The following is a 22947-nucleotide window of genomic DNA, read 5'->3' as shown; positions in this document are numbered from 1 at the left end:
AGCTCCTGTCAGGAGAGGGGTTCGAGGGAGGAGATCCGACGGGGTTCGCCACCGGCGGCGGCGCTGTCGGCCATGGCCGTGGCGACCTGCACCACGTGCAGTCCGTCGGCGAGCGGGACGACCGCCGACGACTCGGTGCCGGTCACCTGACCGACGAAGTGGCGTAGTTCGGCGGCGAGCGCGCCGCCGCCGTCGGCCGGCGAGAGCAGCCAGTCCGGCGCCTCGGTCCGCTCGGCCTGGACGAGCAGCGTGGGGTGGCCGAGGTCGACGTGGGCGACCCCGTCGGTGCCGTACACCTCGACCAGGTCCGAGGTGTGGTTGGGCGTGGTGTCAGGTAGGAGATAGCTGTTGCGGATCGACGACACGACGTCGTTGGCGTGCCGAAGCTCCGCCCACACCAGGACCGGCGAGGCCGGTCCCGGTCGGGTCCGGGCGGTCGCGCGGACCTCGACCACGGGCGACTGGGCGTACCAGATGGCCAGGTCGACGTCGTGCACGGCGGTGAGCAGGGCCGGGTGCTCGTCGGGGAAGAGCCGGCTGAGTGCGCGCGGCCGGTCCCGACGGGAGGAGACGGCCAGCACCTGGCCGAGCCGGCCGGCGCGGACCGCGTCGTACAGCGCCCGGTGCGGGGCGCTGTGGCGCAGGATGTGTCCGGGCTGGCAGAGGACCCGGTGGGTGCGGGCCGCCGCGACGATCGCGGCGGCGTCGGCGACCGTCGCCGCGAGGGGCTTCTCGACCAGGACCGGCACCCCGCCGGCGAGCAGCGCGACCGCGACCGCGCGGTGGGCGGGTCCGGGTACGCAGACCGAGGCGGCCTGCGGGGCGCCGGCGGTGAGCAGTTCCTCGACGGTGCCGAAGGTGCGGGCGACGCCGTGCGCGGCGGCGGCCCGGTCGCGCACGGCGGGGTCCGGGTCGACCAGCGCGGTCACGGGTACGCCGAGCGACCGGTACGCGGCGACGTGCCGCAGCCCGAACGCTCCCGCGCCGACGACGGCGACCTCCGGCACGGCGCTCATGCCGCGCCTCCGCCGGAGCGGGTGCCCTCGACGGGTACCGGGGCAGCGCGCCCCGCCACGCGGTTCACGCCGTCACCGCCGCGACGGTCGCGTCCGGCCCGGCGGGTGCCGGTACGGCCACAGCGGCACCGGCGGCGGTAGCGCTGCCGGTCGGATCGACGGTGAGCCGTCCGTCCAACACCGCCCGGGTGAGCCGTTCGAAGGCGGTCACACCGACCTCTAGGCACCGCTCGTCGACGTCGAACGAGCCGGAGTGCAGGGGCGCGCCACCACGCTCGCCGGTGACGCCGAGCTTGACGTACAGGCTGGGGCCAAGTGCGCCGAGCAGCGCGAAGTCGTCGGTGGTCAGCGGCGGCACCGCGAGGTCCGTCACCTGCATGAGGCCGGGCAGCTCGGCGTGGGCGAGCGCGACGAGTTCGGCCGCGTTGCGGACCGGCGGCATCTCGTTGGCCCAGGTGAAGCGAACGCCGAGGTCGAGCGCGGCGGCCTGCTGGCGGGCGACCCGCTCGATGACCGTCTTGAGCCGCTCGCGGGTGCCCTCGTCGAGGGTGCGCAGCGTGCCGGTGGCCTCCGCGTACCCGGCGACCTGGCTCTGGCTGGCCCCGCCGGAGATGGTGCCGATGTTGAAGGCCACGAGTTCGTCGGCGTTGCGTGACCGGGCCACCGCGGCGTGCAGCATGTTCACCATGCCGCTGAGCCCGAGGATGGCGTCGCGGCCCAGCGCCGGGGTGGCGGCGTGCGCGGCCCGGCCGAGGACCTCGACGCGGAACGCGTCCTTGGCCGCCATGGCGGTGGTGCGGTCCACACCGAGCGCGCCGACCGGCAGGTCGGGCCAGCAGTGCAGGCCGAGTACGGCGTCGAAGCGTCGGCCGCACAGCGCCTCGTCGACGAGGACCGCGGCGGCTCCGGAGGTCTCGCCGAACGGGATCTCCTCGGCCGGTTGGAACAGCACGGTGACCGAGCCCCGGGCCGGCGGTGCGGCGGCGAGCCGGGCGGCGGTGCCGTAGGCGACGGTCATGTGCACGTCGTGTCCGCAGGCGTGACAGACCCCGGCGTTCGTCGACGCGTAGGGGGCGGTCTTGGCGTCCTGCACGGGATAGGCATCCATATCGGCCCGAAGAAGGACCGACGGCCCCGGGAGGGACCCTTCGAGTTCGAGGAGCAATCCGGTACCGGCGATTCCGGTCCGCAGCCGCCCAAACGGCTGAAGCTTCTCGGCCAATGTCCCGGCCGTACGGTGTTCAGTAAACCGCAGCTCGGGGTGGCGATGGAGCTGACGCCTCAGCCGTACCAGCTCATCAACCCCGTCGTGTCCCCGCGCCACCCGGCCCACCCCTCGCTCGCGACCTGCAATCCGGACCTAATTGAGACAAGAACCTAAGTCAGGGGGGTGTCCGCGTCAATAACCCGCCAGAATTTGGGTTATCGTCCGTGACCATGGACCGCGCTGACGCCCATCTGCACCTGTTCGCCGACGGCTACCCGGGCCGGTACGGGCGCTCCCCTGCCGGCGGCCAGGAGATCGCCGCATATCAGGACATCCGTCGTGTGCACGGCATCGATCGGGCCCTCGTGGTCGGATACGAGGGCGAGTCGCGCTTCGCCGGGAACAACGACTACCTGGCCGGTCTCGCCGCCCGGCACCCCTGGATTGCCCCGGTCGCCTACGTTCCACCAGGTGGACCGGCGGACGGGCAGTTGGCCCGCTGGTGGGCAGCCGGGTTCGTCGGGCTGGCCGTGTACCTGACGGACGCCGAGGCGGCCGACCGCTTCACCGACTGGGTGGCCGGCTCCGCCGGCGACCTCATCACGGCCGGTGCGGTGCTCAGCCTCAACGCGACCCCGGCCGCCACCCGCCGACTCGGCACCGCGCTCGCCGCCCTCGACGGATGCCCGGTGTTGTTCAGCCATCTCGGGTTGCCCGGGAGCCGGGCGACGCCCCCGAACCCGCAGCAGGCCGCCGAGACCCTGACACCGCTGCTCGACCTGGCCCCACTGCCGCACGTCGGGGTGAAGATCTCCGGCCTGTACGCGGTCAGCGAGCCGCCGCACGCCTGGCCGCACGCGGCGGCCCGCCCCTTCGTCGAGCTGCTCCTGGAGCGTTTCGGGAGCCGCCGACTGTACTGGGGCTCGGACTTCCCGCCCAGCCTCGACCACGTGTCGTTCGCGCAGACGCTGGAGCCCGTCGGTCTGGACGACCTCGCCCCCACCGAGCGGGCGGACGTCTTCGGCGCCAACCTGCGCCGCGTCCTCGACCGGGCGACCGCCACGGGAGGCGACGTGTCAGCGGCCGAGCCGTCGTCCTGAGGTCGCGCCGGGGTGCAGCAGCCCGCCAGCCGGCAGTCCTACCGGGTGTCGCACCGGCGAGCCGGGGGCGGCCCGCCGGTGCCGACGCTCAGATCACCGACGCGTACCACTGGGCGCCGGTGACGCGGATCCGCTGGGACTGCTTGCGGTTCCACTCCACCCGCAGGCCGTGCTCGCGCAGCACCGGGAAGACGAGGTCGTCCAGGAGGCGTTCCAGGTCGGCCTGGTAGCCGGCCTGCTGCTCGGCCTCGGAGAGGGCGGCATAGGCGGCCTCGTCGAAGTCCACCGGCGGATAGGCGCCGTAGCCGAGCCAGACCTGGCCGTCCTCGCTGTCGATGAGCGACTCGGTGTCCTGCTGGTGATACCAGAGGTAACCGTGCCAGTGCCGGGAGTCGTCCCGCTCGTCGTGGATCTCGCCCGCCGCGCAGGTGCCGCAGCAGCTGAAGTTCTCCCTGGCCACCACTCCGCGCCGGTGGAGTTCGGCGAAGGCGCGGGTGAGGTTGCCGCACACCTCGCCCCACCCGCGTTGCTGCTCCCGCCGCGCCGCCAGCGCCGTCCCGTACGCCGCGCGTAACTCCTCGTCGGTGGCACCGTGGCGCTGCTCGTCCTGGTCGAAGAAGTCCACGAACTCGTCGGCGTCGGTCTCGCCGCGCACGATCCAGGCCCAGATCTCGGCCTCGATCTCGTCGCGTCCGGGCTCCCCGATGCGCTCGGTCAGGAACCGTACGCCCGCCGGACGCTCGTTGTAGATCCATTCGGTCACGGCGAGGATCTTCACACGCCCCTCCGACAGCCGCGCCCGCCCGACGTCGGCACCGGACGCCGGGCGGGACAATCGGGGTTCACCCGTCGGTGGCGGCACCGGGTCCCTCGGTGTCGCGTCTCAGCGGGACGCCTTGCGGACGCCGGGCAGCTCGCCGCGCAGGGCCATCTCGCGGAACCGGACCCGGGACAGCCCGAACCGGGCGAGAACACCTCGGGGGCGACCGTCGACCATGTCGCGGTTGCGCAGCCGGACCGGGCTGGAGTCGCGGGGCAGCCGGGCGAGTCGGCGTACCGCGTCCTCCCGGTCGGCCGGGTCGGTCCCCGGGTGTGCGATGGCCCGCTTGAGAGCGGCGCGGTGCGGGGCGTACCGGGCCACGAGTTCCACCCGGCGTTCCTGACGACCGACCAGGCCGGTGCGGGCCATCAGCGTGCCTCGCGGAACTCGACGTGCCGGCGCACGATCGGGTCGTACTTGCGCAGCACCAGCCGGTCGGGGTCGTTTCGGCGATTCTTCCTGGTCACGTAGGTGTAGCCGGTGCCGGCCGTGCTGCGCAGGCGAACGATCGGCCGGACGTCGGTCTGCCGGGCCATCAGACCGTCACCCCCCTGCCGCGCAGTCGGGCGACGACCTTCTCGATGCCGTCGCGGTCCACGGTCCGCAGCGCCTTGGCGGTCAGCGTCAGCCGGATCCAGCGGCGCTCCGAGGGCAGCCAGTAGCGGTGGTTCTGCAGATTCGGGTTCCACCGGCGGCGGGTCCGCCGATGGGAGTGGGACACGGCGTTGCCGAAGCTCGGCTTCGCCCCGGTGACGTCGCAGCGTCGCGACATGGCCTGCTCCTTCACAGATGGAAACGACAGGACCGCTCCCGACAGGTCCGGGGTCCACGCCGAGGAGGCGGGCGCGACGGGCTTCGTCTCGGGAACGATCACGTGTCTATAATGACAACCGTTTTCAACTACGTCGAGAGGGCTGTGATGTCCACGTCATCCGTCACGTCGACCGGCCCGGCCGCCGTCCAGCGAGCCGGACCGCCCTCACTGACCGTGCTCAGTGGCTTCTGGCCGGCCGCGACCTACGCCGTCGCCCGCACGCTGCTCACCGCGGACCCGGCGCTGCTGCTGGTCCGGCACGACCTGGGCGACGTACGGGCCGGTGTCGTGCACCGGGTGGTCCGCGACCGGTCGGGGGTGCTGGAGGACGAGCGGATCACGCTGGCCCACGGCTGCGTCTCCTGCACACTGCGCGACGACGTCCTCCCCACTCTCGCCCGGCTGGCCGGCACCCATCCGCACCGGGACCTGGTGTTGATGCTGCCGGAGGTGGTCGAGCCGGAGGCGGTCGCCGCCGCCTGCGCCCACTGCCTCGTCGACGGCACGCCGCTGACCGACCTGCTGCACGTCGACTCCTACGTCACCGTCGTCGACGCCGAACACCTGCTCGACGGCCTGGCCAGCACCGACGACCTGAAGACCCTGGACATCCACGCCGCCGCCGACGACGACCGGGCACTCGCCGACGTCGTCGTCCGGCAGATCGAGTACGCCGACACCCACGTCCTGTGGGGACACTCCCCCGACGGCGGCTACGACACGCACCGCCTCGCGACGTTGCTGGCACGCATCGCGCCGTGGGCGATCCAGATCCGCGTCGACGACGACCTGGTCGACGCGCACGCCCTGGCCCGGCGGCTGCGCCGGACCGACCGGCACCGACCAGAGACCCCTGGCGTGCTGGTCCGCGGCCTGGAAGGGCACCTGCTCGGTGTCCACGAACCCCACCCCGACCAGGGGATCGTCTCGGTCGTGTTCCGGGCCCGCCGGCCGTTCCACGCCGAGCGCCTGCACGCGGTGCTGGAGGACGTCAACGCCGACGTGATCCGCTCCCGGGGGCACCTCTGGCTGGCCAGCCAACCCGAGGCGGTCGTCGCCTGGGACTTCGCCGGCGGCGGCCTCGGCCTCGGCTCGCTCGGGCGCTGGCTGACCTGCCTGCCGGACACGCACTGGGACGAGGTCTCCGACCATCGCAGGCTCGCCGCCGCCCTCGAATGGGATCCCTACTACGGCGACCGCAACCAGCACCTGGTCTTCGTCGGTCTGGACCTCGACCCGGCCGCGCTGCGGCACACCCTCACCGGATGCCTGCTCACCGACGCCGAACTCGCCGACGGCGAGGACGTCTGGCGCGGTTACCCCGACCCGTTCGCCGGGTGTTTCCCGATGACCGACGCCTGACCGGCGTCACCGGTCCGCGCGGCCGCTGCCCGGGTGGCAGTGCTCGCGCGGACCGCGTCCGGACGCGGCCCGTCGAACCCGGCCGGGCCCGCTGTCGCGATCAGGCGGATACCGTCGCCGGTCCCATCTGGAAGTCCGGGTCGATCTGCATGCTGAGGTCCACACCCGTACGGTCGTTGGCCCAGGCCACGGCGTTGCGCCGGTGGAACTCGTGGGCCCAGCGGGTGAAGGCCGCCCAGTCCTGGGTGGTGGCGTCCACGACCTCGGCCAGCCGGCCCAGCGCGGCCCGGTTCTCCGCCTCCACCTCCTCCAGCGGTCCGAGGACGCCCCGCTCGGCCCGGCGCACGTACGCCGAGCGCCCCACCCAGGTCAGCAGGTCGTCGCCGACGTGCGCGCGGAGGAACTCCACGTCGGCGGCGTCCTCGACCTTGTTGCCGATCACGGACAGGGCCACCCCGTAGTCCCGGGCGTAGCCGGCGTACTGCTGGTAGACGCCGACTCCGCGTACGGTCGGCTCGCAGACCAGCACGGTGCGGTCGAAGCGGGTGAACAGCCCCGAGGCGAACGAGTCGGCACCGGCGGTCATGTCCACCACCACGTACTCGCCGGGGCCGTCGAGCATGTGGTTGAGCAGCAACTCCACCGCACCGACCTTGGAGTGGTAGCAGGCGACCCCCAGGTCCTCGGCGGTGAACTCGCCGGTCACCGCCAGCCGCACCTCACCGACGGGCGCCACACAGCTCGTGTAGATCGGGTTCTCCTCGTCCACCCGGAGCAGGCGTGACCCCCGCCCCGCCGGGGTGGTCTTCACCATCTCGGCGGCGGAGCCGATGCGCGGGTTGTCGCCGCGCAGGTACTCCTTGATCGCGGGCAGGTGGGCACCGAGCGGCACGGGGGTGGCGGCGTGGTCCGATCCACCGAGGGCGACGGCGAGGTGCTGGTTGATGTCGGCGTCGATTGCCAGCACCGGCCGGCCCGCGGCGGCGAGGTGACGGGCGTAGAGCGCGGTGAGCGTCGTCTTCCCGCTGCCGCCCTTGCCGACGAACGCTACCTTCACCGCGACCACCCCTTGACGCTAACGGGAACCGTTTCCACAAGCGCGATGGTAACGGGTGGTGCGGCTTCCGCCGCGCGGAACCCGCTGATCGCGTCAGAAAATGGTCACCGGGATTCCGTCTCGGTTACGGGGCGCCACCCCCGGCAGACCACGCCGTCTCCGGCTCGGTCTGCGGGACGGGCAGGTCGAGGACGTCCACGGCGAGCCGACGGATCGTGTCGAGGGTGGCGTCCCGGCCACCGGCCGCCTCCACCATGAACAGCAGATGGCGTACGCCCGGCAGCGCCGTCGCCCGGGCCACCGCCTCCCGGCATCGATGGGGCGAACCGACCGGGTGGATGTCGATCAGATGGTCCACATAGCGCTCCGGATCGCGACGCCCGCCTGCGGCACCGTCCAGCCGGACGTACTCCCGGGTGCCGGCCAGCAGCGGAGGGAGACCGGCGCGAACCGCCCGCGCCGCCGCGTCGTCGGTCGCCGCCACCTGGGCGACATGGGCGCTGGCGTGGTGGATGCCGGCCGGATCGTGCCCGTACGCGGTGGCCACCCGCGCGTGTCGGGCCAGCAGTTCCGCCTTCTCGGCCAGGTCGGCGTGCAGGCCGAGCAGGAGCGGAAGGCCGTACCGGGCGGCGAGGTCGACGGTGCCCGGGGTGGTCGCGGCCACCCAGAGCGGCACCCCGCTGCGCGGTCGCGGCACCACCGGCACCGGCCGGAACGGGAAGCGCGCGTTGCCGGCCACGGTCGGTTCGCCGGAGAGCCACCGCAGCAGCAGTTCCACCGAGTCGCCGAAGCCGTGCCGGAACCGGTCCAGGCCGGTACCGAAGACCTCGAGGTCCACCCAGGGGCCACCCCGGCCCACCCCCAGCCGGAACCGGCCGCCGGAGAGTTCGTGCAGCAGCACCGCCTCCTCCCCGAGTGCCACCGGGTGCCGATTGGACAGCACACAGGCGGCGGTGCCGACCGTGATGCGCCGGGTGGCGCCGAGCAGGTGCGCGGCGAAGGCGACCGCCGAGGGACAGACGCCGTACGGGATGAAGTGGTGCTCGGCGATCCACACCCCGGTGAATCCGGCGGTCTCCGCCGCACGGCCGTACCGGTGGGCGTCGGCGAGCGCGTCGGCGTGGGTGTCGCCGGGCCGCTGCCCGGCGAGCAGGAACAGGTGCGCGTGCACACCGCGTTCCGCTCGCCGGGTGCGGTGGTGATCAGCAGTCACGCAGCTCGGGCGACTGGTTGAGCAACTGGCCCCGGGTGGAGACGAACCGGCGGTAGGTGTCGGAGTCGACTGCCGCCGGCCGGAAGGCCGCGACCCGGTGGCAGTTCTGGAAGGCCAGCTTCACGCCGAAGTGACGCTCCAGGCTGGACCGGATGGCGTCGCTGGCCAGGGCCCGCAGCAGTTGCCCCCGCTCCGCCTCGCTGGGTGGCGGGAGCACGTTGTCGGCGAACTCCTCGCCCGAGGCAGCCAGATCCGACGCCACGCGGCTGACGGTCTGCCAGGCGTACGGCAACGACTCCCGTACGCAGGCCACGAACTCCTCGTCGTCGACCGGGCCGGACTCGGCGGCCCGCAGCAGGTCGGGCGGCACGGTGAGAGACATGCTCCTCCTCAGTTAACGATCACGGTTTTCGCTTTCGTTAGACTGAGCACACCATGCCGGTGACCACCCGTCAATGCCCGAACACGGAAAGCCACCACGGAGTCCGGCGAGCCACCCCGGTCAGCCCCGAGAGGAGCCGCGCTATCGGGCCGCGCAGTCGGCACAGACACCCACGATCTCAAGCGTGTGGTTGAGGTCGGTGAAACCGTGCTGGGCCGCGACACCTTCGGCCCACTCCTCCACCGCCGGGCCGACGACCTCCACGGTGCGACCGCAGTCGCGACAGACGAGGTGATGGTGGTGGGTCCGACTGCACCGGCGGTACAACTGCTCACCGGAGGGCAGGCGTACCGTGTCGACCTCCCCCGCGTCCACCAACGCCTGGAGCGTGCGATAGACGGTGGTCAGGCCGACCGACGCCTTCTGGTCCCGCAGTTGGGCATGCAACCCCTGGGCGCTACGGAACTCGGTCAGCTCGTCGAGCAGCCCGACGACCTCGGCCCGCTGCCTGGTGTTGCGGGCAGCGCCCGGAATCGATTTGATCGCCATCGCCACTCCCCTTCGTCCGGGCCTCGGGCCGGCGTGCCACCCTCGCGGCCGGGTCGGCGACGCGAGGCACATCGACTCGTCGCCGGGCCATTATGATAGCCACCGTCGCGCCGGCCTCCGGCCACTGCGCGTCTCGGTGGTGTCCGCCACCGAGGCGGGCGTGTGCGGCATGAGGCGGGCATACGGTGGGCACCGACATCGACGGCGGCGTGGAGGTCCGGCCGGGAGGCGCGGGTTCGCCATGGTCGTCGGTCGATGCGCCCGGGTGGACGACCGGATTCACGAGTACCGGCCGACGAGCGCCGGAGAGCTCCTGGTCGGCAAGGCGAGCCATCACGGGCGCCTGGCACGCGGTGGCCGGCGACCACGTGCGACTGGTCGTCTGGTTCGACAGCTGACACGGCGGGTCGACTCCCGATCGCGACGACGGGAACTCCGGAGGCTCACCCCGCCGGCTCGTCGGGCGTGCACGGCCACCCCTGATCGTCGGTGCGGCAGCTCCGGCGCGGGGGTGTCGAGTCGGGAACGTTACGACTTGACGAACGGCATGTTATCGCTCACAGTCGATGCCTAAGGACGGCGCCTGCGGTCTACCGGGCAAGCTCGCTACGCCGGATCTGGGATCGGGCGCGCCCGAGGAGAGCGGCGATCATGTTAGCGCTGCCATCCCGTGCTCGCGTCCGACCCGTGCGTCACGGTGCGCCCGGCTCCGGGTGGACCGCTCATCTGTTGGTCATTGAAGGAGGATCATGTCTGCCTTCGGTAGATCTCCATCGATCGCACCGCCGTCGCGGCGGCGCCGGTGGTTGCCGCGGGTCATCGCTGCCGGCGTGGCAGCGGTGATGGTCAGTGGTGCCGCCGCCGCGGTGCTGGCGACGCCCGCCGCTGCGGCCACGGTCGACACCAACGCGTGGTACGTGTTGGTCAACCGCAACAGCGGTAAGGCCCTGGACGTGTACAACCTGGCCACGAGCGACGGTGCGCGAATCACCCAGTGGACCCGGAACAACGGTAACCAGCAGCAGTGGCAGTTCGTCGACTCCGGTGGTGGCTACTACCGGTTGAAGTCCCGGCACTCGGGCAAGGTGCTGGACGTCTACAACTTCTCCACCGCCAACGGCGCGAACATCGTGCAGTGGAGCGACGGCAACGGCACCAACCAGCAGTTCCGGTTGGCCGACTCCGACGGCGGGCACGTGCGCCTGATCAACCGCAACAGCAACAAGGCGGTGGAGGTGCAGGGCGCCTCGACCGCCGACGGCGGCAACATCGTGCAGTACGACGACTGGGGCGGCGCCAACCAGCAGTGGCAGCTCGTCCGCGTCGACGGTGGGACCACGCCCACCACTCCGCCGCCGTCGGGTACGTGTGGTCTGCCGTCGTCGTACCGGTGGTCGTCGACGGGCGCGTTGGCGCAGCCGCGCTCGGGCTGGGCGTCGTTGAAGGACTTCACCCACGCCCCCTACAACGGTCAGCAGCTCGTCTACGGCACCACCCACGACTTCGGCACCAGTTGGGGGTCGATGAACTTCGGCCTCTTCTCCAACTGGAACCAGATGGGCTCGGCCAGCCAGAACGCCATGCCGTTCTCCGCCGTCGCCCCCTCACTGTTCTACTTCGCACCCCGCAACGTCTGGGTCCTCGCCTACCAGTGGGGCGGCCCCGCCTTCTCCTACCGCACCTCCACCAACCCCACGAACGTCAACAGTTGGGGACCGGCGCAGACCCTGTTCACCGGATCCATCTCCAACTCCGGCACCGGCCCCATCGACCAGGCCCTCATCGGCGACAGCCAGAACATGTACCTCTTCTTCGCCGGAGACAACGGCCGCATCTACCGGGCCAGCATGCCGATCGGGAACTTCCCCGGCAGCTTCGGCTCCAACTACACCACGATCATGACCGACACCACCAACAACCTCTTCGAAGGCGTACAGGTCTACAAACTCGAAGGCGAGAACCGATACCTCATGCTCGTCGAGGCCATCGGCTCCCAGGGCCGCTACTTCCGCTCCTTCACCGCCACCAGCCTCGGCGGCACCTGGACCCCCCAGGCCGCCACCGAGAGCAACCCCTTCGCCGGTAAGGCCAACAGCGGCGCCACCTGGACCAACGACATCAGCCACGGCGAACTCATCCGCACCAACGCCGACCAGACCATGACCGTCAACGCCTGCAACCTCCAGTTCCTCTACCAGGGCCGTTCACCCAACTCCGGCGGCGACTACGGCCTCCTGCCGTACCGCCCCGGACTGCTCACCCTGCAACGCTGATCACCCTGCAACGCTGAACCACCGCCACACACCCGGCGGGCCCGCAGTGGGCCCGCCGGGGTGAGCACCCCGGCGGCCCTGTCCCGTACCCGTGGGACAGGGCCGCCGGTGGCGTTTCCGCCGGTCAGGTCTCGGGCCGTCCGGCGGTGGCGGCGAGGTCACCACGGTGTCTGGCGGCGATCACCCCGGCAGCGCGTCGCACCAGTTCCGCCGCGGCCGGGACATGGCCGGTCACGCCGCTCAGATCTTCGGCGTGCTGCCCTGCCCCACGTTGCCGTGCTCCACGATCAGCCGCCGCCCGAGCGGCTCCCAGTCCGAAAGCGAGGAGCGGGGTCTACGCGCATGTCACAGGGCAGGTCGGACCACGAAAGTGGCCGAGGACGCGGAGGCGCCGTCGCCGATCGGGGACACCTGCATCTGCCGCTGACCGTCGTGGCGGAGGTACCGGTTCGGGTAGTTGTAGGACCGCAGTGACGTGTGCGTACCGCCGATGCCGCCGACCTGGCAGAACGTCGCGTCGGCGCGGAACACGTCGCCGCCTTCGGCACGGTGCAGGAACACCCGGAACTCGTGGTGCCGCAGGTAGTGCCCGGGGAAGTTGACCGATTCGAAGGAGAGGCAGGCGCCGGCGAGGCCGGTACGCACGACGAACCCGGAGTCGGCCCTCGCACCGGCGCTGCTGCCGGCGTCGACGGCGTCGACCTGGGCCTGGAAGCCGGCGTGCCGCACCCGACGGCCGGGCAGGGCGGCCACCTCCAGACCGATGCGGGTACCCGGGGTCAGGGCGGTGCCGGCCGGAGCCGTCGGCGTCGACGAGGGACTCGCGGGGACGCTCACCACCGGTGGTGGCACGGCGGGGACGGGACCCGCGGACGTGGGGGCCGCAGTGGCGCGGCGGGACACGCTGGCACCGCCGCCGTCGGTGGTCGGGATGGCGCCGGGAGACAGGGTGGGCACCCCCGTGGCTGCCGACGGTGTGATGGCGCCGGGGTCACCCGGGCCGAACGGTGGCCCGTCCACGTCCGGGCCGGGCACCGCCGCAGCGAACTCGCCGCGTACCGGTTCGGGCGCGTCACCGCCGTACAGTGCCGTCGCGCCGACGACGGTGCTCACGGCGACCACGGCGACCCCGCAGAGCAACAGCTTGCGCCGAACGTCGGCCGCGCCGGCACCGTCGGGCCGGTGCGGCCCGCCGGGCGGCGGAAGCAGGTCGGTGGCGGGCGCGTCACCCGCGAGTGCCGGACCGGACACGGTGCCGGCCTCGGCGGAGGTACGGGTCGGCCGGGCGGACGCGGACAGCACGATGCGGGGCAGGAGCGGGGACGGAGTGCTGCGTCGCGGCAGATCAGCGGGCCGGTCATGGCGACCGCCGCCCGATCGGACGGAGGCTGTCGGGGTGGCATCGGAGTCGGACGGGGAGAGCCAGCCGCCGATACGGAGACGTGGCTGGTTGGTGCCCTTCTCGGACATGGTGGTCTCCTGCCGCTTCCCGCGCACGCGCCCGCCCGGACAAGTCATCTGGTTGCGGCCCATACGCTCTCATCACCACACGGGTCGGCGCCAGTCCTCGTCGAGGACCAGGTGCCGTGCCGACGCCCTGGCCGACCTAGTGGGTGTCGAGGGTACCGGCGACGGAATCGCGGACCAGTGGCTCACCCAGCACCCTGGAGAGCGGCGCAAGACGACGCGCGTCGGCCTCCACGTCGGCGGGTGCGATGTCTCCCGACGGCGGTTCGACGCCGGGCTCCACCGTGCCGCCGGCCACGTGTCCCTGCGCGTACCGCCGGACGGCGTCCAGGATCCCGGCGGCCTCCCCGGCGGCGGCGGCCCGCGCCTCGTCCCAACCGGCCTCCTCGGCGCGCCGCCGGGCCTGCGCCACCACCAGCGGATCCGGGGGGCCCACCGCCTGGAGGCCGTCGCCGATCTCCACGCACCGCCGGTACAACCGTTGTCCGATCCCCCACACCCACCGGGGGTTGCGCTCCGGCCGGCGGGGCGGGTGCAGCGCGATGCTCGGCACGGCCTGGTACAGCAGGTGCCACAGCGGATGCAGGTCGCGGTGGAGCGCGCTCTTGCGGGGGAACGCCCGCAGACCGTCGACGGTCCGCCACACCGTGGAGAGCACGAAGCTCGAACAGATCAGGACGACCGAGAGCGTGACCAGTGACTGCGACGCGACCGGCTCGGACCAGGCGGGTGTGGTGTCGGCCAGTCTCCAGGCGAGGAACAGCGCCTTGTGCGCCACGAAGGCGGCGCCGAAGAACGCACCGGCACTCAGCAGCCGCATCACGACCTTCAGCCGGGTGCCGGCGAAACGCGCGTAGCCCAGCGACATGCGCAGGATGTCCACCACGGAGACGCCCAGGTACGCCAGGAACGCGAGCATGTAGACGATGACCTGCGGCTTGTCGCCGTAGCGCTCGGCGAAGTGCATCGGCTCGGACTCGGCGAAGTCGGCCGCCCAGAACATCGTGATCATGACGGTGGCCACCACCGCCAGGAACAGCCATCGCCGTCGCATCGACCGACGCGCCCGCTGCGGATCCCCAAGGTGCAGGAAGAGGAACTGGATGGCGGTGGCGGTGATCAGCGCCGCGCCGTGCTCGACGGGCTTGGCCAGGTTCGGCACCCCGGACACTCCGTCGATGAAGCTGTGCACCGGGGCCCACCCTGCGGTGACGGCGACGCCGCAGCCCAGGCAGATCCCCAGACTGGCCAGGATCCTCGGGTTCGACGGGTCACGCCGTAGCGCGCCCAGCTTCACGACGAACGCCGCGACGGCGACCACCAGCGCCACGACGTGGCCCGCCGCCACCAGCATGCGTACCTCCCGGCTCAGTCGGTCAGCGTGGCGGCGATGCGGTACATCACCGCCGCCGTCTCGTCCGCGAGGTCGTCGAAGCCGCCCACCTGGCCGGCGGTGGCCATCTGTGCGCCGAGGTAGGTGGCCAGCAGCTCGGCGTCGTGTTCCTGGCGGTCGTGGAACGTCGACGACGAGCGGGCCAGCAGTGCCTGCACGTCCGCCGCGTCGGGCAGCTCCGGCGTGGTGGGCGGCAGCACCACCTTCCCGGTGTGTCGCAGGGCGATGTGCATCAACTCGTGCAGGATCGTCTGGGTCTGCAGGACCGGGGACGAGTCGCGGCTGTAGAGCACGTAATCCGTCTCCGTGGTCGCCACCCACAGCCCACACGGACCGGCCTGCTCGCCCATCGTCATGGCGAGGACCTGGATGTCCCGGCGACGGGCGGCGGCCAGTGCGGAGATCGTCCCGGGAAGCGTCAGCGGTGCCGGCAGGTCGACCACGAGTTGGCGGATCAGCTTCTGGATCTGCCGTCTCTGCCGCCACATCGTCGCCGCGCCTCCCCCGTGCGAGCCTCCACCGAGACGATCCCGTGCCTGCCGTCCGCCCTCGTGTCCTGGTCCGACGTCCGGTCCATCGAGCCTCGCGCCGCGCCACAATAGTGGCGGCACAAGGGGGCAGCATAACCAACCGGCGTCGATCGCGGGATCCCCACGCGGCGCGAGCCCCTGCCGCGATGTCCCGGCCCGACGGGGCAGAATGCGGGACGTGCACGACACCAGGGAGGTCGAGGCCGGTCGACTGGCGCTACGGTCCGCGCGCGTGGTGACCGAGGTGTTCGCACCGGCACTGCTGGCCGCGGCCATGCCCGTCGTCATCGGAGTGACGAGTGTGTCGCCCCTCGTCGACGGCCTCGGCTGGGCGCTGGTCGGCGCGCTGTTCTGCTCGGCGATCCCCAACGCGTTGATCTGGTGGGACGTCCGCCGTGGGCGGCTGACCGACCACCACATCCGGGTCCGCGAACAGCGCCGGACCCCTCTTTTGTACGGCCTGCTCTCCGTACTCGTGGGACTGTCTCTGATGATCGGTCTCGGCGCGCCCCGACCGGTCACCGCGATCATCGTGGTGATGTTCCTGCTCGGGGTGGCGGTGACCGCGGTGAACCTCGTCTGGAAGCTCAGCATCCACGCCGCGGTGGCCGCCGGGTCGGCGGGGGTGCTCGTGGTCGCGTTCGGTCCCGTGCTCCTCGCCACCGCCCCGTTGGTGGCGCTGGTCGGCTGGTCGCGCGTACGGCTGCGGGATCACACCGTCGCCCAGGTGATCGCCGGCACCGCAGTGGGGGTGCTCGTCGCGGCGCCGACGTTTCTCGCCCTGCGGTGATCGGGGCGCGCTACGGGTCGAAGCGGTCCCGGCGCGCCTTGCTCCGTGCCTCCAGCGCGGCAACCTGCTCGACGATCGCCCGCAGACTGGCCCGGGGCGCGCCGGGCGGCATCCGGCGGGCGAGCACGGTGATCGTCTCCAGATCCGGGTCGCTGACGGACTCGGCGTCGGTCACCCGGTCGAAGAAGAAGTTCGGCTCCACCCGGAAGAAGTTGGCCAGTTGCTGGATGGCCGAACGCGACGGATTGTCACGCTCTCCCCGGAGCAGATAGTTGACGTAGCTGGTGGACAGACCGGTCGCCCTGGCCACCTCGTCCGGCGAGAACGCCTTGTCGGTGCCGGGCTTGAGTCGCGTCTCGAACAGGTGCCGCAATCGGGCCGCGAACGAGGTCGGCCCGTCGGCGCTACCAACGTCGGCCATGACCACCTTCCGATCCACCTGCGACATCCGTCGCGACCCGTCCGGGGTCGACCACGATAGTTGCTGAACGTCGCGGCGCTGTGCTCTACTGAGCTGCACTCGACAACTATTGTGGCAGTGACACCGTAGCGGACACTGCCCGATACCCAAAGACATCCACGGCCACCGGCAGATGTCGAATCGGTATCAGTGTCGGGTGACGAGCGTCAGTGGTGGGCACGGCACGGGGAAACGCAGGCTGTCACGGCGTGCGTTGCCGCATCTCGGGCGGCCGGTAGCGGGCGCAGGGCTCGTCTGCCCTCCGCGTCCGGAACGCCCGCCCCCCTGGCGCCTGGCCCGGGGCGGTGCACGCCCCGGGCCACCTGGGATCACACATCACCCGACCGGCGGCGCCATGATGCGCTTCCCCGAGTCCGGTCAGGCGCTCGCGGGCACCGGGCGCAGGTGCCGGGCGAAGAACCGGGCCGCGTCCTCCCCGGCGAACTGCGGGACACCGGTGTGTCCGCCCATGTTGGCGTGCAGCGTCTTCTCGGTCGAGCCGAAAGCGTCGAACAGGTCCAGGGCCGCCTGCCGGTCGTTCCCCTCGTCATCCCACTGCAACAGCACGTGAAGCGGAATGGTGACCTGGCGTGCCTGCTCGAACATGATGCGAGGCACGAGACTCCCGGCGAAGAAACCGGCGGCCACGATACGGGGCTCGACCACCGCGAGCCGGATACCAACGGAGATCAATCCCCCTGAGTACCCGACCGGGCCGCCGATCTCGGGCAGCGACAGAAGCGCGTCCATGGCGGCCTGCGTCTCCGGGACCGCCTTGTCGACGAGCGGTAGGACGAGGGCGTCGACGATCTCGTCGCTGACCGGCTCACCGGCCTCCAACGCCCGGCGCAGATCGACACGGGCCTGCTCGGCGGCGGCCCAACGGGGCCGGTCACCGCTGCCGGGAAGCTCGATGGCGGCTGCCGCGAAGCCCTCTGCCACGGCGTGCCGGGCTCGCGCCACCAGACGGGGGTACATCGTGCGCAGTCCGAGCGGGGGGTGGCCGAGCAGAATCAGCGGGACCGGCGCGGATGCGGACGCGGGCGTCCACAGAATGCCGGGAATCTCGCCGAGGACGAATTCGCGTTCGCGGACGCCGTCGTCGAGCCGATGCGCGGTAGTGAATCGCATGGTCGTGCCTTTCGGGAGTGCTCGTGAACGGCGCTCCCGGACGACCTATCGCCCGACCGTGGCCCCAGAGGGGAGCGCCCATTTCCACAACGTCACGGGTGCCACCTCCTCGGTCTCTCGCACGGACTCGGAAGAAGTCTACGCTGGGCGAGTGATCCGGGCCGTGATCGTGGACGTCGACGACACCCTGTGTCTCACCCAGGCCGCCGCGCTCGCGTTGGAGAACGAGGTGCTGGCGGAGATGGGCCGACCTCCGATCCCCCCGCACGTCCACCTGTCGACGTGGGGCGCACCACTGCTGGACGCCATGCCCATCCGATCGCCCGGCCTCGACCTGGCCCGGTTCACCGCGTTGCACCAGCGGGCGCTGGAGCGGCACGTCGCCGACGGTCGTCTGGACGTGGTCCCGCCGGAGAACCTGCGGGCACTGGACGAGTTCGTGCTCTCCGGCCGGAAGGTGTTCCTGTTGACGTCGCGGACCGAGGCCGAGATCCGGCACATGCTGGCACCGGACCACGTCCTGGCCACCCGGATCAGCGGCGTCTACCACGCCGGGAACATGCGCTTCCGCAAGCCGGACCCCCGCGCCTTCGACGAACTCCTGGCGTCCACGGGACTGCCGCCGGCCCAGTGCGTCTACGTAGGGGACTCTCCCGGAGACGCGCTGGCTGCCGGCGGCGCTGGCCTGCACTTCATCGGCTGTCTGCAGAGCCGGATCCGGACGCCCGCGGACTTCGACCCCCGGTACGTCGACGCTTTCGTCGACGCCTTCCCCGCCATCGTCGACGCGGTCCGGCAGCTCGATCCGGTCACCCCGGTCTCCAGCGGGTGACCTGCGGCGGAGCAGGGGTCGCCGGACGGCGATCCCGACCCCGGTCGGCCACTGCGGCACCGGCGGGCGTGGCATCGGTCGCCGGCGGCGGGTACGGTCGAGGCAAGGCGTCCTACGCGCCACGTCGAGGTCGGCACCTGAAGCGCTGTCCTCCCCGGCGCCGGATCGATGGTGGCAACCTCATCCGGCCGCGCCAGTGCCCTTCGCCAGGGCAGGGACCGAGCATTCGCATGAATGTCGTCACTGACCAGGAACTCCTGCAATTCCACCACTATGACGCCAGCCCGAGCACCCGGCACGTGACCCTGTCCGGTGAGGCCGATCTGGCCACCGCCACGCGCATCCAGCACCACCTCGGACTACTCCTGACCCCCGAGTGGATCACCCATCTGGTGCTCGACCTGACTCCGCTGAGGTATCTCGACTGCGCCGCTCTCTCCGCGCTGCTCGTGATCGGGGAGACCGCCGCCGCACGCGGGCAACGGATCACCGTCACCGCCACCAGCGGCACGGCGAGGGTGATCGCGCTCAGCGGCGCGGAGCACGTCCTGCGGGCGTCCGGCCACCTCGCCGGACAGACCGCGTCGATCACGCGCGAGGTGACCGGCCCCCACCGCCCGCCGGCCGCCGTCGTTCCGGGACGTCTCGTGGACGCGGGACAGCCGGATCGACCGGCATCCTGCTGACAGGTCAACCCGGCAGACAGCGTCTACGCCGGTGGCGGTCGGCCTAACCGGCGGCCCCGATGCCGCCGACGGTCAGTCCGGCCGCCAGCAGCACCGCCAGCGCGCTACCGGCGGCGATCCACTGGCGGCGACGGCGGACGCGATGCTCCACCAGGTCGAGTCGGTCCTGCGGGGGCCGCAGGACCGGCACCGCCTGGGTCAGCAGAATCCGGATGTGGTCGTCGTCGTACGTCACGCCCTACCTCCAGACCGCGAAGAGTTCGAGATGCGGATCCGCAGGTACGCCTCCGGCTGCCCACCGTCGGCGATCGCGGGCCGCGAGGTTAACGCCGGGTTCCCCCGTCGTTGCACCTGCCGGGTGCGGGTGAGAGAGCGCACACTTCCCGTAGAGCATCCTAGGAGGATGGCCTGGTGGTCGGCGGATGGTGGGACGACCTCGGCGCGGCGGGATGTCGTACCCGTGGGCCATGATCTTGTCAGCACGGCGGCGCCGGGACCGGTCGGCGCACGCATCACCACGGCGGACGCCGAGTCCGCAGCGGGCGGGAGGATTGCGGTGACGGACCTGGACGGGACCGCCTGGCGGCGGCGGAGCGTGGTGGCGGTGGTGCCGCCGGCCCGCCCCCGCAAGCTGGCTAAGGTGCCCTTCGTCGAACTGGCCGACGGCCGATTGCAGGGAGTCGTCTCCAGCGGCTCGGACATCGATCGGGTCTACGTCTCGTCGGTGACCGCCGGCACCCACGCCTACCACTGCAGCACCAACAACAACCGGCCATGCGGCGGGCTGCGGGGTGCGCCCTGCAAGCATCTCCAGGCCCTCGCCGAGGAGGCCGTCCTGCAGTACGGTGTCGCGCGCGTCGCCCGGTACCTGCGAGTCGACGCCGGTGACGAGGTGCGCGGCGGGGCCGACCTGCTGGCCCGGATGGACACCCGGCACGAGCCCACCCCGGCCGCCGTGGTGTTCAGCCGGTTCCTGCGCCACCTGGCCTACCTCGAACTGCCGGACAGCAGCACCGCACTGCCCGAGCTGCACTGGTTCCCGGCAACCGGGGCGGTTCGCTGATGCTCGGCACCCAGTTGGCACACCTGCAGCAGGACCTTCCGGCGGGCCTGGCCGATGCCGACACGGTGGTGGCCGGCTTCGACGCGGCACTGGTCAGCGGATTCGCACGGGTCGGGGACGAGGCCACGGCAGCGTTGACGGCACTGGCCGACGCGGTGGCGGGCACCCCGTTGGGCGCCTGCGCGGCCGACGCGGTGGGCCGGGTGACGGCGGGCGGGTTCGGCCCCGACGACCTCGCCGTCCTGGCGGGCACCCGGTCAGCGCTGCTCGGTGCGGCGCACGACGCACTGCTCGACCGGTTCGACACCGCAGTCGGGCGGGACCGGGCCCCGTGGGCGGCACCGGCCGGTGCACCGGTCGAGCCCACTGCCGCGAGCGGCGCGGCCGCAGCCTGGCTGCACGAGGTGGCCGTGGCCGGTTGGCGCGGCGTCGACCACGAGTTGCTCTCCGCCGTCGGCTCGCCGGTCGAGGCCGCCCTGGCCGAGCCACGGCTGCGCCGCATGGCAGTGCTGCTCGACGGGCTCGCCGCCGAGGTGCGGGCGAGCCTGCCGGTGGCCACGATGCCGCAGGTGCCGGCCCGACGCTGGGGTGACCTGTGGAGCCGCGCCGTGCTGCTCGCGCAGGACCGGTCCGGTCCGGTGGACGACGTCGAGCGGGTCTCCGGGCGTCTGCTCCCGCTCGGGGTGGACGTGCACGAGCACGCCACGGCGGTGCAGGTGCAGGTGCACGCCGTGCTCGAACCCTCCGACGGCGGACCGGCCCGACTGGTCCGTACGGCGGTGGCGGCGGCGAAGGTCGAGACGATCACCGGGCCGGCGGTGTGGCGGCTCCTGGCGGCGTACCCCGTGCTGCTGGCGGCGGTGGCGCAGCGTCGGTCGGCGACCGTCACCGACCTGCCGGTGCGCGGCGCAGACCTGACCTGGTGCGAGGCGCAGGCCCGGCCGGGCGAGCCGGCCGACCCGTTCGCCACCGGCCGGTTGTTGCTCGCCGACGCGACGGCGGCGGCCACCGCCCCGCTGGACCGGCATCCGGCCGCGATCGCCGAGCCGGTCCTGCTGGAGGGCTACCGGGTACGCAAGGGTGGCGACGGGCTCACCCTGGACCGGGACGGCGAGTCGATCGGCGTCGCCGTCGAGCGGCTGCCGGCGGCCGGTCCGCTCACCGCCGCACTCGTGGCCGCCTCGACCGCATGCCTCGGCCTGGCCCGCTGGGACGACGGGCGGTGGTGGGTGCAGCCGCTGGCGGTGCAGGCCAGCGTCAAACGTGCGCCCGTCGAGGCGCACAACGGTGACTGGGCCGAGGGTGTCACCGACCCGAAGGTGGCCAAGGCCGAGGCCAGGGCGGGCGACGCCGTGGCCGTGCTGCGCGAACGCGCGGGACGGTTGCTGCGCCGATGACCCACTCCCCCGACGACCGGGCCGCCGCGAACCGGCGGCAGGTGCTCTACTGGCGGCTGCTGGGTCGGATCTTCGACCCGGACGAGCAGCCCACCCTGGAGTCGGCGAGCATGGCCGTGGTCGAGGACCTCGGCCTGCCGGCCGCCCTGCTGGACCCGTCGGTGTCGGTGGACACCGTGGTGCAACGCTTCCCCGAGGTGGCCGACGAACTGCGGGGCCTGCTCGTAGACACCGGCCCCAAGCCCGAGGCTGAGGCCGGCACCGACGCTGAGGCCAACCCCGAGGCGGAGGCCGGCACCGAGGCGGAGGCCGGGTCGACCGGCGGGCCGCATCAGCCCGGTGAGGCCGAGGTCCGGCGAGCCGCGTTGGTGTCGAAGTTGCTGCTCAACGTCTTCGCCACCGGTGCGGGGCCGGTCACCGCGAGTCAACTGGCCGGCTGGCAGGCGGACGCCGGGTGGTTCGAGCAGGCGCTCGGCAGCGCGCCCGGCGAGCTGCGCCGGCAGGGCACCGGGCTCGGCCCCACCCTCGCCGGGATCGAGGGTGACCTGGTCCGGCGGATGCGCCTGCGGGAGGTGCTGGCGGACCCGACGCTGGCCCGCCAGCTCACGCCCAGCATGTCGCTGATCGAGCAGCTGCTGCGGGACAAGTCCAATCTCTCCGGCGTCGCGTTGGCCAACGCCAAGGCGCTGATCCGCCGCTTCGTCGACGAGGTCGCCGAGGTGTTGCGGACCCAGGTCGCGCAGACCAGCGTCGGCAGCATCGACCGGTCGGTGCCGCCCAAGCGGGTCTATCGCAACCTCGACCTGGACCGCACCATCTGGCAGAACCTGACGAACTGGAGTCCGGAGGACGAGCGCCTCTACGTCGACCGGCTCTACTACCGGCAGACGGCGCGCAAGACCACGCCGTCGCGGCTGATCGTGGTGGTGGACCAGTCCGGGTCGATGGTCGACTCCATGGTCAACTGCACCATCCTGGCGTCTATCTTCGCCGGGCTGCCCAAGGTCGACGTGCACCTGATCGCGTACGACACGCGGGCGTTGGACCTGACCCCGTGGGTGCACGACCCGTTCGAGGTCCTGCTCCGCACCAACCTCGGCGGTGGCAACGACGGGCCGTTGGCGATGGCGATGGCCCGCCCGAAGATCGTCGAGCCGAGGAACACGGTGATGGTCTGGATCTCGGACTTCTACGAGTTCGGCCGGTCCCAACCCCTGTTCGACGGCATCGAGGCGGTGCACCGGTCGGGGGTGCGGTTCATCCCGGTCGGCTCGGTCAGCAGCTCCGGCCAGCAGAGCGTCAACCCCTGGTTCCGGCAGCGCCTCAAGGACCTGGGCACCCCGGTCGTCTCCGGCCACATCCGCAAACTCGTCTTCGAGCTCAAGAGCTTCCTCACCTAGGAGAG

The 22947-nt window shown here is 72.0% G+C and carries 25 protein-coding genes; 9 read left to right on the top strand and 16 right to left on the bottom strand.

Annotated elements, in window-relative coordinates; all coding sequences use genetic code 11:
- Nucleotides 1-8 precede the first annotated feature (8 nt).
- Nucleotides 9-1016, bottom strand: a complete 1008-nt coding sequence (locus HUT12_RS14395; RefSeq protein WP_176093707.1) for a Gfo/Idh/MocA family protein — start codon at nt 1014-1016, stop codon at nt 9-11.
- 64 nt (nt 1017-1080) lie between these two features.
- Nucleotides 1081-2340, bottom strand: coding sequence for a M20 family metallopeptidase (locus HUT12_RS14390; protein ID WP_161594979.1), 1260 nt, complete (start codon nt 2338-2340; stop codon nt 1081-1083).
- Between the two features lie 113 nt (nt 2341-2453).
- Between HUT12_RS14390 and HUT12_RS14385 the strand changes: the two genes are divergently transcribed.
- The gene (locus HUT12_RS14385) at nt 2454-3323 is read left to right on the top strand and encodes an amidohydrolase (RefSeq protein ID WP_131053861.1); all 870 of its coding nucleotides are present in this window, start codon (nt 2454-2456) and stop codon (nt 3321-3323) included.
- An 88-nt stretch (nt 3324-3411) separates the two neighbouring features.
- On the opposite strand, the gene HUT12_RS14380 is transcribed toward HUT12_RS14385, so the two are convergent.
- The 4 genes from HUT12_RS14380 to rpmB all read right to left on the bottom strand — a co-directional run bounded on the left by HUT12_RS14380 (nt 3412) and on the right by rpmB (nt 4915).
- On the bottom strand, nt 3412-4086 hold the full coding sequence (locus tag HUT12_RS14380; protein WP_161594980.1) for a hypothetical protein: 675 nt from the start codon (nt 4084-4086) through the stop codon (nt 3412-3414).
- A 120-nt stretch (nt 4087-4206) separates the two neighbouring features.
- Nucleotides 4207-4512: a 30S ribosomal protein S14 gene (rpsN, locus tag HUT12_RS14375; protein WP_131053863.1), complete on the bottom strand. Its 306-nt coding sequence runs from the start codon at nt 4510-4512 to the stop codon at nt 4207-4209.
- On the bottom strand, nt 4512-4679 hold the full coding sequence (rpmG, locus tag HUT12_RS14370) for a 50S ribosomal protein L33 (protein WP_095565727.1): 168 nt from the start codon (nt 4677-4679) through the stop codon (nt 4512-4514). Before rpmG ends, rpsN begins: the two co-directional genes overlap by 1 nt.
- Nucleotides 4679-4915 (bottom strand): 50S ribosomal protein L28, encoded by a 237-nt coding sequence (rpmB, locus tag HUT12_RS14365; protein WP_131053864.1) that lies wholly within the window; start codon nt 4913-4915, stop codon nt 4679-4681. The genes rpmG and rpmB overlap by 1 nt, the downstream gene beginning before the upstream one ends.
- 147 nt (nt 4916-5062) lie before the next feature.
- Here rpmB and HUT12_RS14360 point away from each other — a divergent pair, with 147 nt between their 5' ends.
- Complete coding sequence (locus tag HUT12_RS14360; RefSeq protein WP_131053865.1) at nt 5063-6319, top strand: GTP-binding protein; 1257 nt, start codon at nt 5063-5065, stop codon at nt 6317-6319.
- Between the two features lie 100 nt (nt 6320-6419).
- Here HUT12_RS14360 and HUT12_RS14355 read toward each other — a convergent pair whose 3' ends face one another.
- The 4 genes from HUT12_RS14355 to HUT12_RS14340 form a co-directional block, all read right to left on the bottom strand.
- Nucleotides 6420-7376, bottom strand: a complete 957-nt coding sequence (locus HUT12_RS14355) for an ATP-binding protein (protein ID WP_176093706.1) — start codon at nt 7374-7376, stop codon at nt 6420-6422.
- Between the two features lie 124 nt (nt 7377-7500).
- The gene (locus HUT12_RS14350; RefSeq protein ID WP_236145790.1) at nt 7501-8589 is read right to left on the bottom strand and encodes an LLM class flavin-dependent oxidoreductase; all 1089 of its coding nucleotides are present in this window, start codon (nt 8587-8589) and stop codon (nt 7501-7503) included.
- Complete coding sequence (locus tag HUT12_RS14345; RefSeq protein WP_176093705.1) at nt 8579-8971, bottom strand: SCO5389 family protein; 393 nt, start codon at nt 8969-8971, stop codon at nt 8579-8581. Before HUT12_RS14345 ends, HUT12_RS14350 begins: the two co-directional genes overlap by 11 nt.
- 141 nt (nt 8972-9112) lie before the next feature.
- Nucleotides 9113-9520, bottom strand: coding sequence for a Fur family transcriptional regulator (locus HUT12_RS14340; RefSeq protein WP_131053868.1), 408 nt, complete (start codon nt 9518-9520; stop codon nt 9113-9115).
- A gap of 749 nt (nt 9521-10269) precedes the next feature.
- Between HUT12_RS14340 and HUT12_RS14335 the strand changes: the two genes are divergently transcribed.
- Nucleotides 10270-11793, top strand: a complete 1524-nt coding sequence (locus tag HUT12_RS14335; protein WP_176093704.1) for a non-reducing end alpha-L-arabinofuranosidase family hydrolase — start codon at nt 10270-10272, stop codon at nt 11791-11793.
- 345 nt (nt 11794-12138) lie between these two features.
- Here the strand turns inward: HUT12_RS14335 and HUT12_RS14330 are convergent, their stop codons facing one another.
- From HUT12_RS14330 to HUT12_RS14320, 3 genes are all read right to left on the bottom strand, one after another.
- Nucleotides 12139-13263, bottom strand: coding sequence for an AbfB domain-containing protein (locus tag HUT12_RS14330; RefSeq protein ID WP_176093703.1), 1125 nt, complete (start codon nt 13261-13263; stop codon nt 12139-12141).
- Nucleotides 13264-13399: 136 nt separating this feature from the next.
- Nucleotides 13400-14614, bottom strand: a complete 1215-nt coding sequence (locus HUT12_RS14325; RefSeq protein WP_176093702.1) for an MAB_1171c family putative transporter — start codon at nt 14612-14614, stop codon at nt 13400-13402.
- Between the two features lie 14 nt (nt 14615-14628).
- Nucleotides 14629-15141 carry an ImmA/IrrE family metallo-endopeptidase gene (locus HUT12_RS14320; RefSeq protein ID WP_176093701.1) on the bottom strand — a complete coding sequence of 171 codons (513 nt, stop codon included), beginning with the start codon at nt 15139-15141 and terminating at the stop codon, nt 14629-14631.
- A 316-nt stretch (nt 15142-15457) separates the two neighbouring features.
- On the opposite strand from HUT12_RS14320, the gene HUT12_RS14315 reads away from it, so the two are divergent.
- Nucleotides 15458-15973, top strand: a complete 516-nt coding sequence (locus tag HUT12_RS14315) for a phosphoesterase PA-phosphatase (RefSeq protein WP_236145902.1) — start codon at nt 15458-15460, stop codon at nt 15971-15973.
- Between the two features lie 10 nt (nt 15974-15983).
- Here the strand turns inward: HUT12_RS14315 and HUT12_RS14310 are convergent, their stop codons facing one another.
- Nucleotides 15984-16394, bottom strand: a complete 411-nt coding sequence (locus tag HUT12_RS14310; RefSeq protein ID WP_131054994.1) for a helix-turn-helix domain-containing protein — start codon at nt 16392-16394, stop codon at nt 15984-15986.
- A gap of 417 nt (nt 16395-16811) precedes the next feature.
- Nucleotides 16812-17564, bottom strand: a complete 753-nt coding sequence (locus HUT12_RS14305; RefSeq protein WP_176093699.1) for an alpha/beta hydrolase — start codon at nt 17562-17564, stop codon at nt 16812-16814.
- A gap of 151 nt (nt 17565-17715) precedes the next feature.
- On the opposite strand from HUT12_RS14305, the gene HUT12_RS14300 reads away from it, so the two are divergent.
- Together HUT12_RS14300 and HUT12_RS14295 are read left to right on the top strand one after the other, a co-directional pair.
- A complete protein-coding gene (locus HUT12_RS14300; RefSeq protein WP_236145901.1) occupies nt 17716-18396 on the top strand; it encodes an HAD family hydrolase in 681 nt (226 codons plus the stop codon).
- A gap of 230 nt (nt 18397-18626) precedes the next feature.
- Nucleotides 18627-19082, top strand: a complete 456-nt coding sequence (locus tag HUT12_RS14295; protein WP_131054996.1) for an STAS domain-containing protein — start codon at nt 18627-18629, stop codon at nt 19080-19082.
- Nucleotides 19083-19125: 43 nt separating this feature from the next.
- On the opposite strand, the gene HUT12_RS14290 is transcribed toward HUT12_RS14295, so the two are convergent.
- A complete protein-coding gene (locus HUT12_RS14290; RefSeq protein WP_176093697.1) occupies nt 19126-19317 on the bottom strand; it encodes a hypothetical protein in 192 nt (63 codons plus the stop codon).
- Nucleotides 19318-19677: 360 nt separating this feature from the next.
- Between HUT12_RS14290 and HUT12_RS14285 the strand changes: the two genes are divergently transcribed.
- The 3 genes from HUT12_RS14285 to HUT12_RS14275 are packed head-to-tail and all read left to right on the top strand — an operon-like array spanning nt 19678 to nt 22942.
- The gene (locus HUT12_RS14285) at nt 19678-20145 is read left to right on the top strand and encodes a hypothetical protein (RefSeq protein WP_176095785.1); all 468 of its coding nucleotides are present in this window, start codon (nt 19678-19680) and stop codon (nt 20143-20145) included.
- Nucleotides 20145-21542, top strand: a complete 1398-nt coding sequence (locus HUT12_RS14280) for a hypothetical protein (protein WP_176093696.1) — start codon at nt 20145-20147, stop codon at nt 21540-21542. The genes HUT12_RS14285 and HUT12_RS14280 overlap by 1 nt, the downstream gene beginning before the upstream one ends.
- Entirely contained in the window at nt 21539-22942 is a 1404-nt protein-coding gene (locus HUT12_RS14275; RefSeq protein WP_176093695.1) for a VWA domain-containing protein, read from the top strand. The genes HUT12_RS14280 and HUT12_RS14275 overlap by 4 nt, the downstream gene beginning before the upstream one ends.
- The last annotated feature ends 5 nt before the right edge of the window (nt 22943-22947 follow it).

The organism is Verrucosispora sp. NA02020 (assembly GCF_013364215.1).
Lineage (GTDB): Bacteria > Actinomycetota > Actinomycetes > Mycobacteriales > Micromonosporaceae > Micromonospora.
This window is presented reverse-complemented; position numbering and strand designations above follow the sequence as displayed.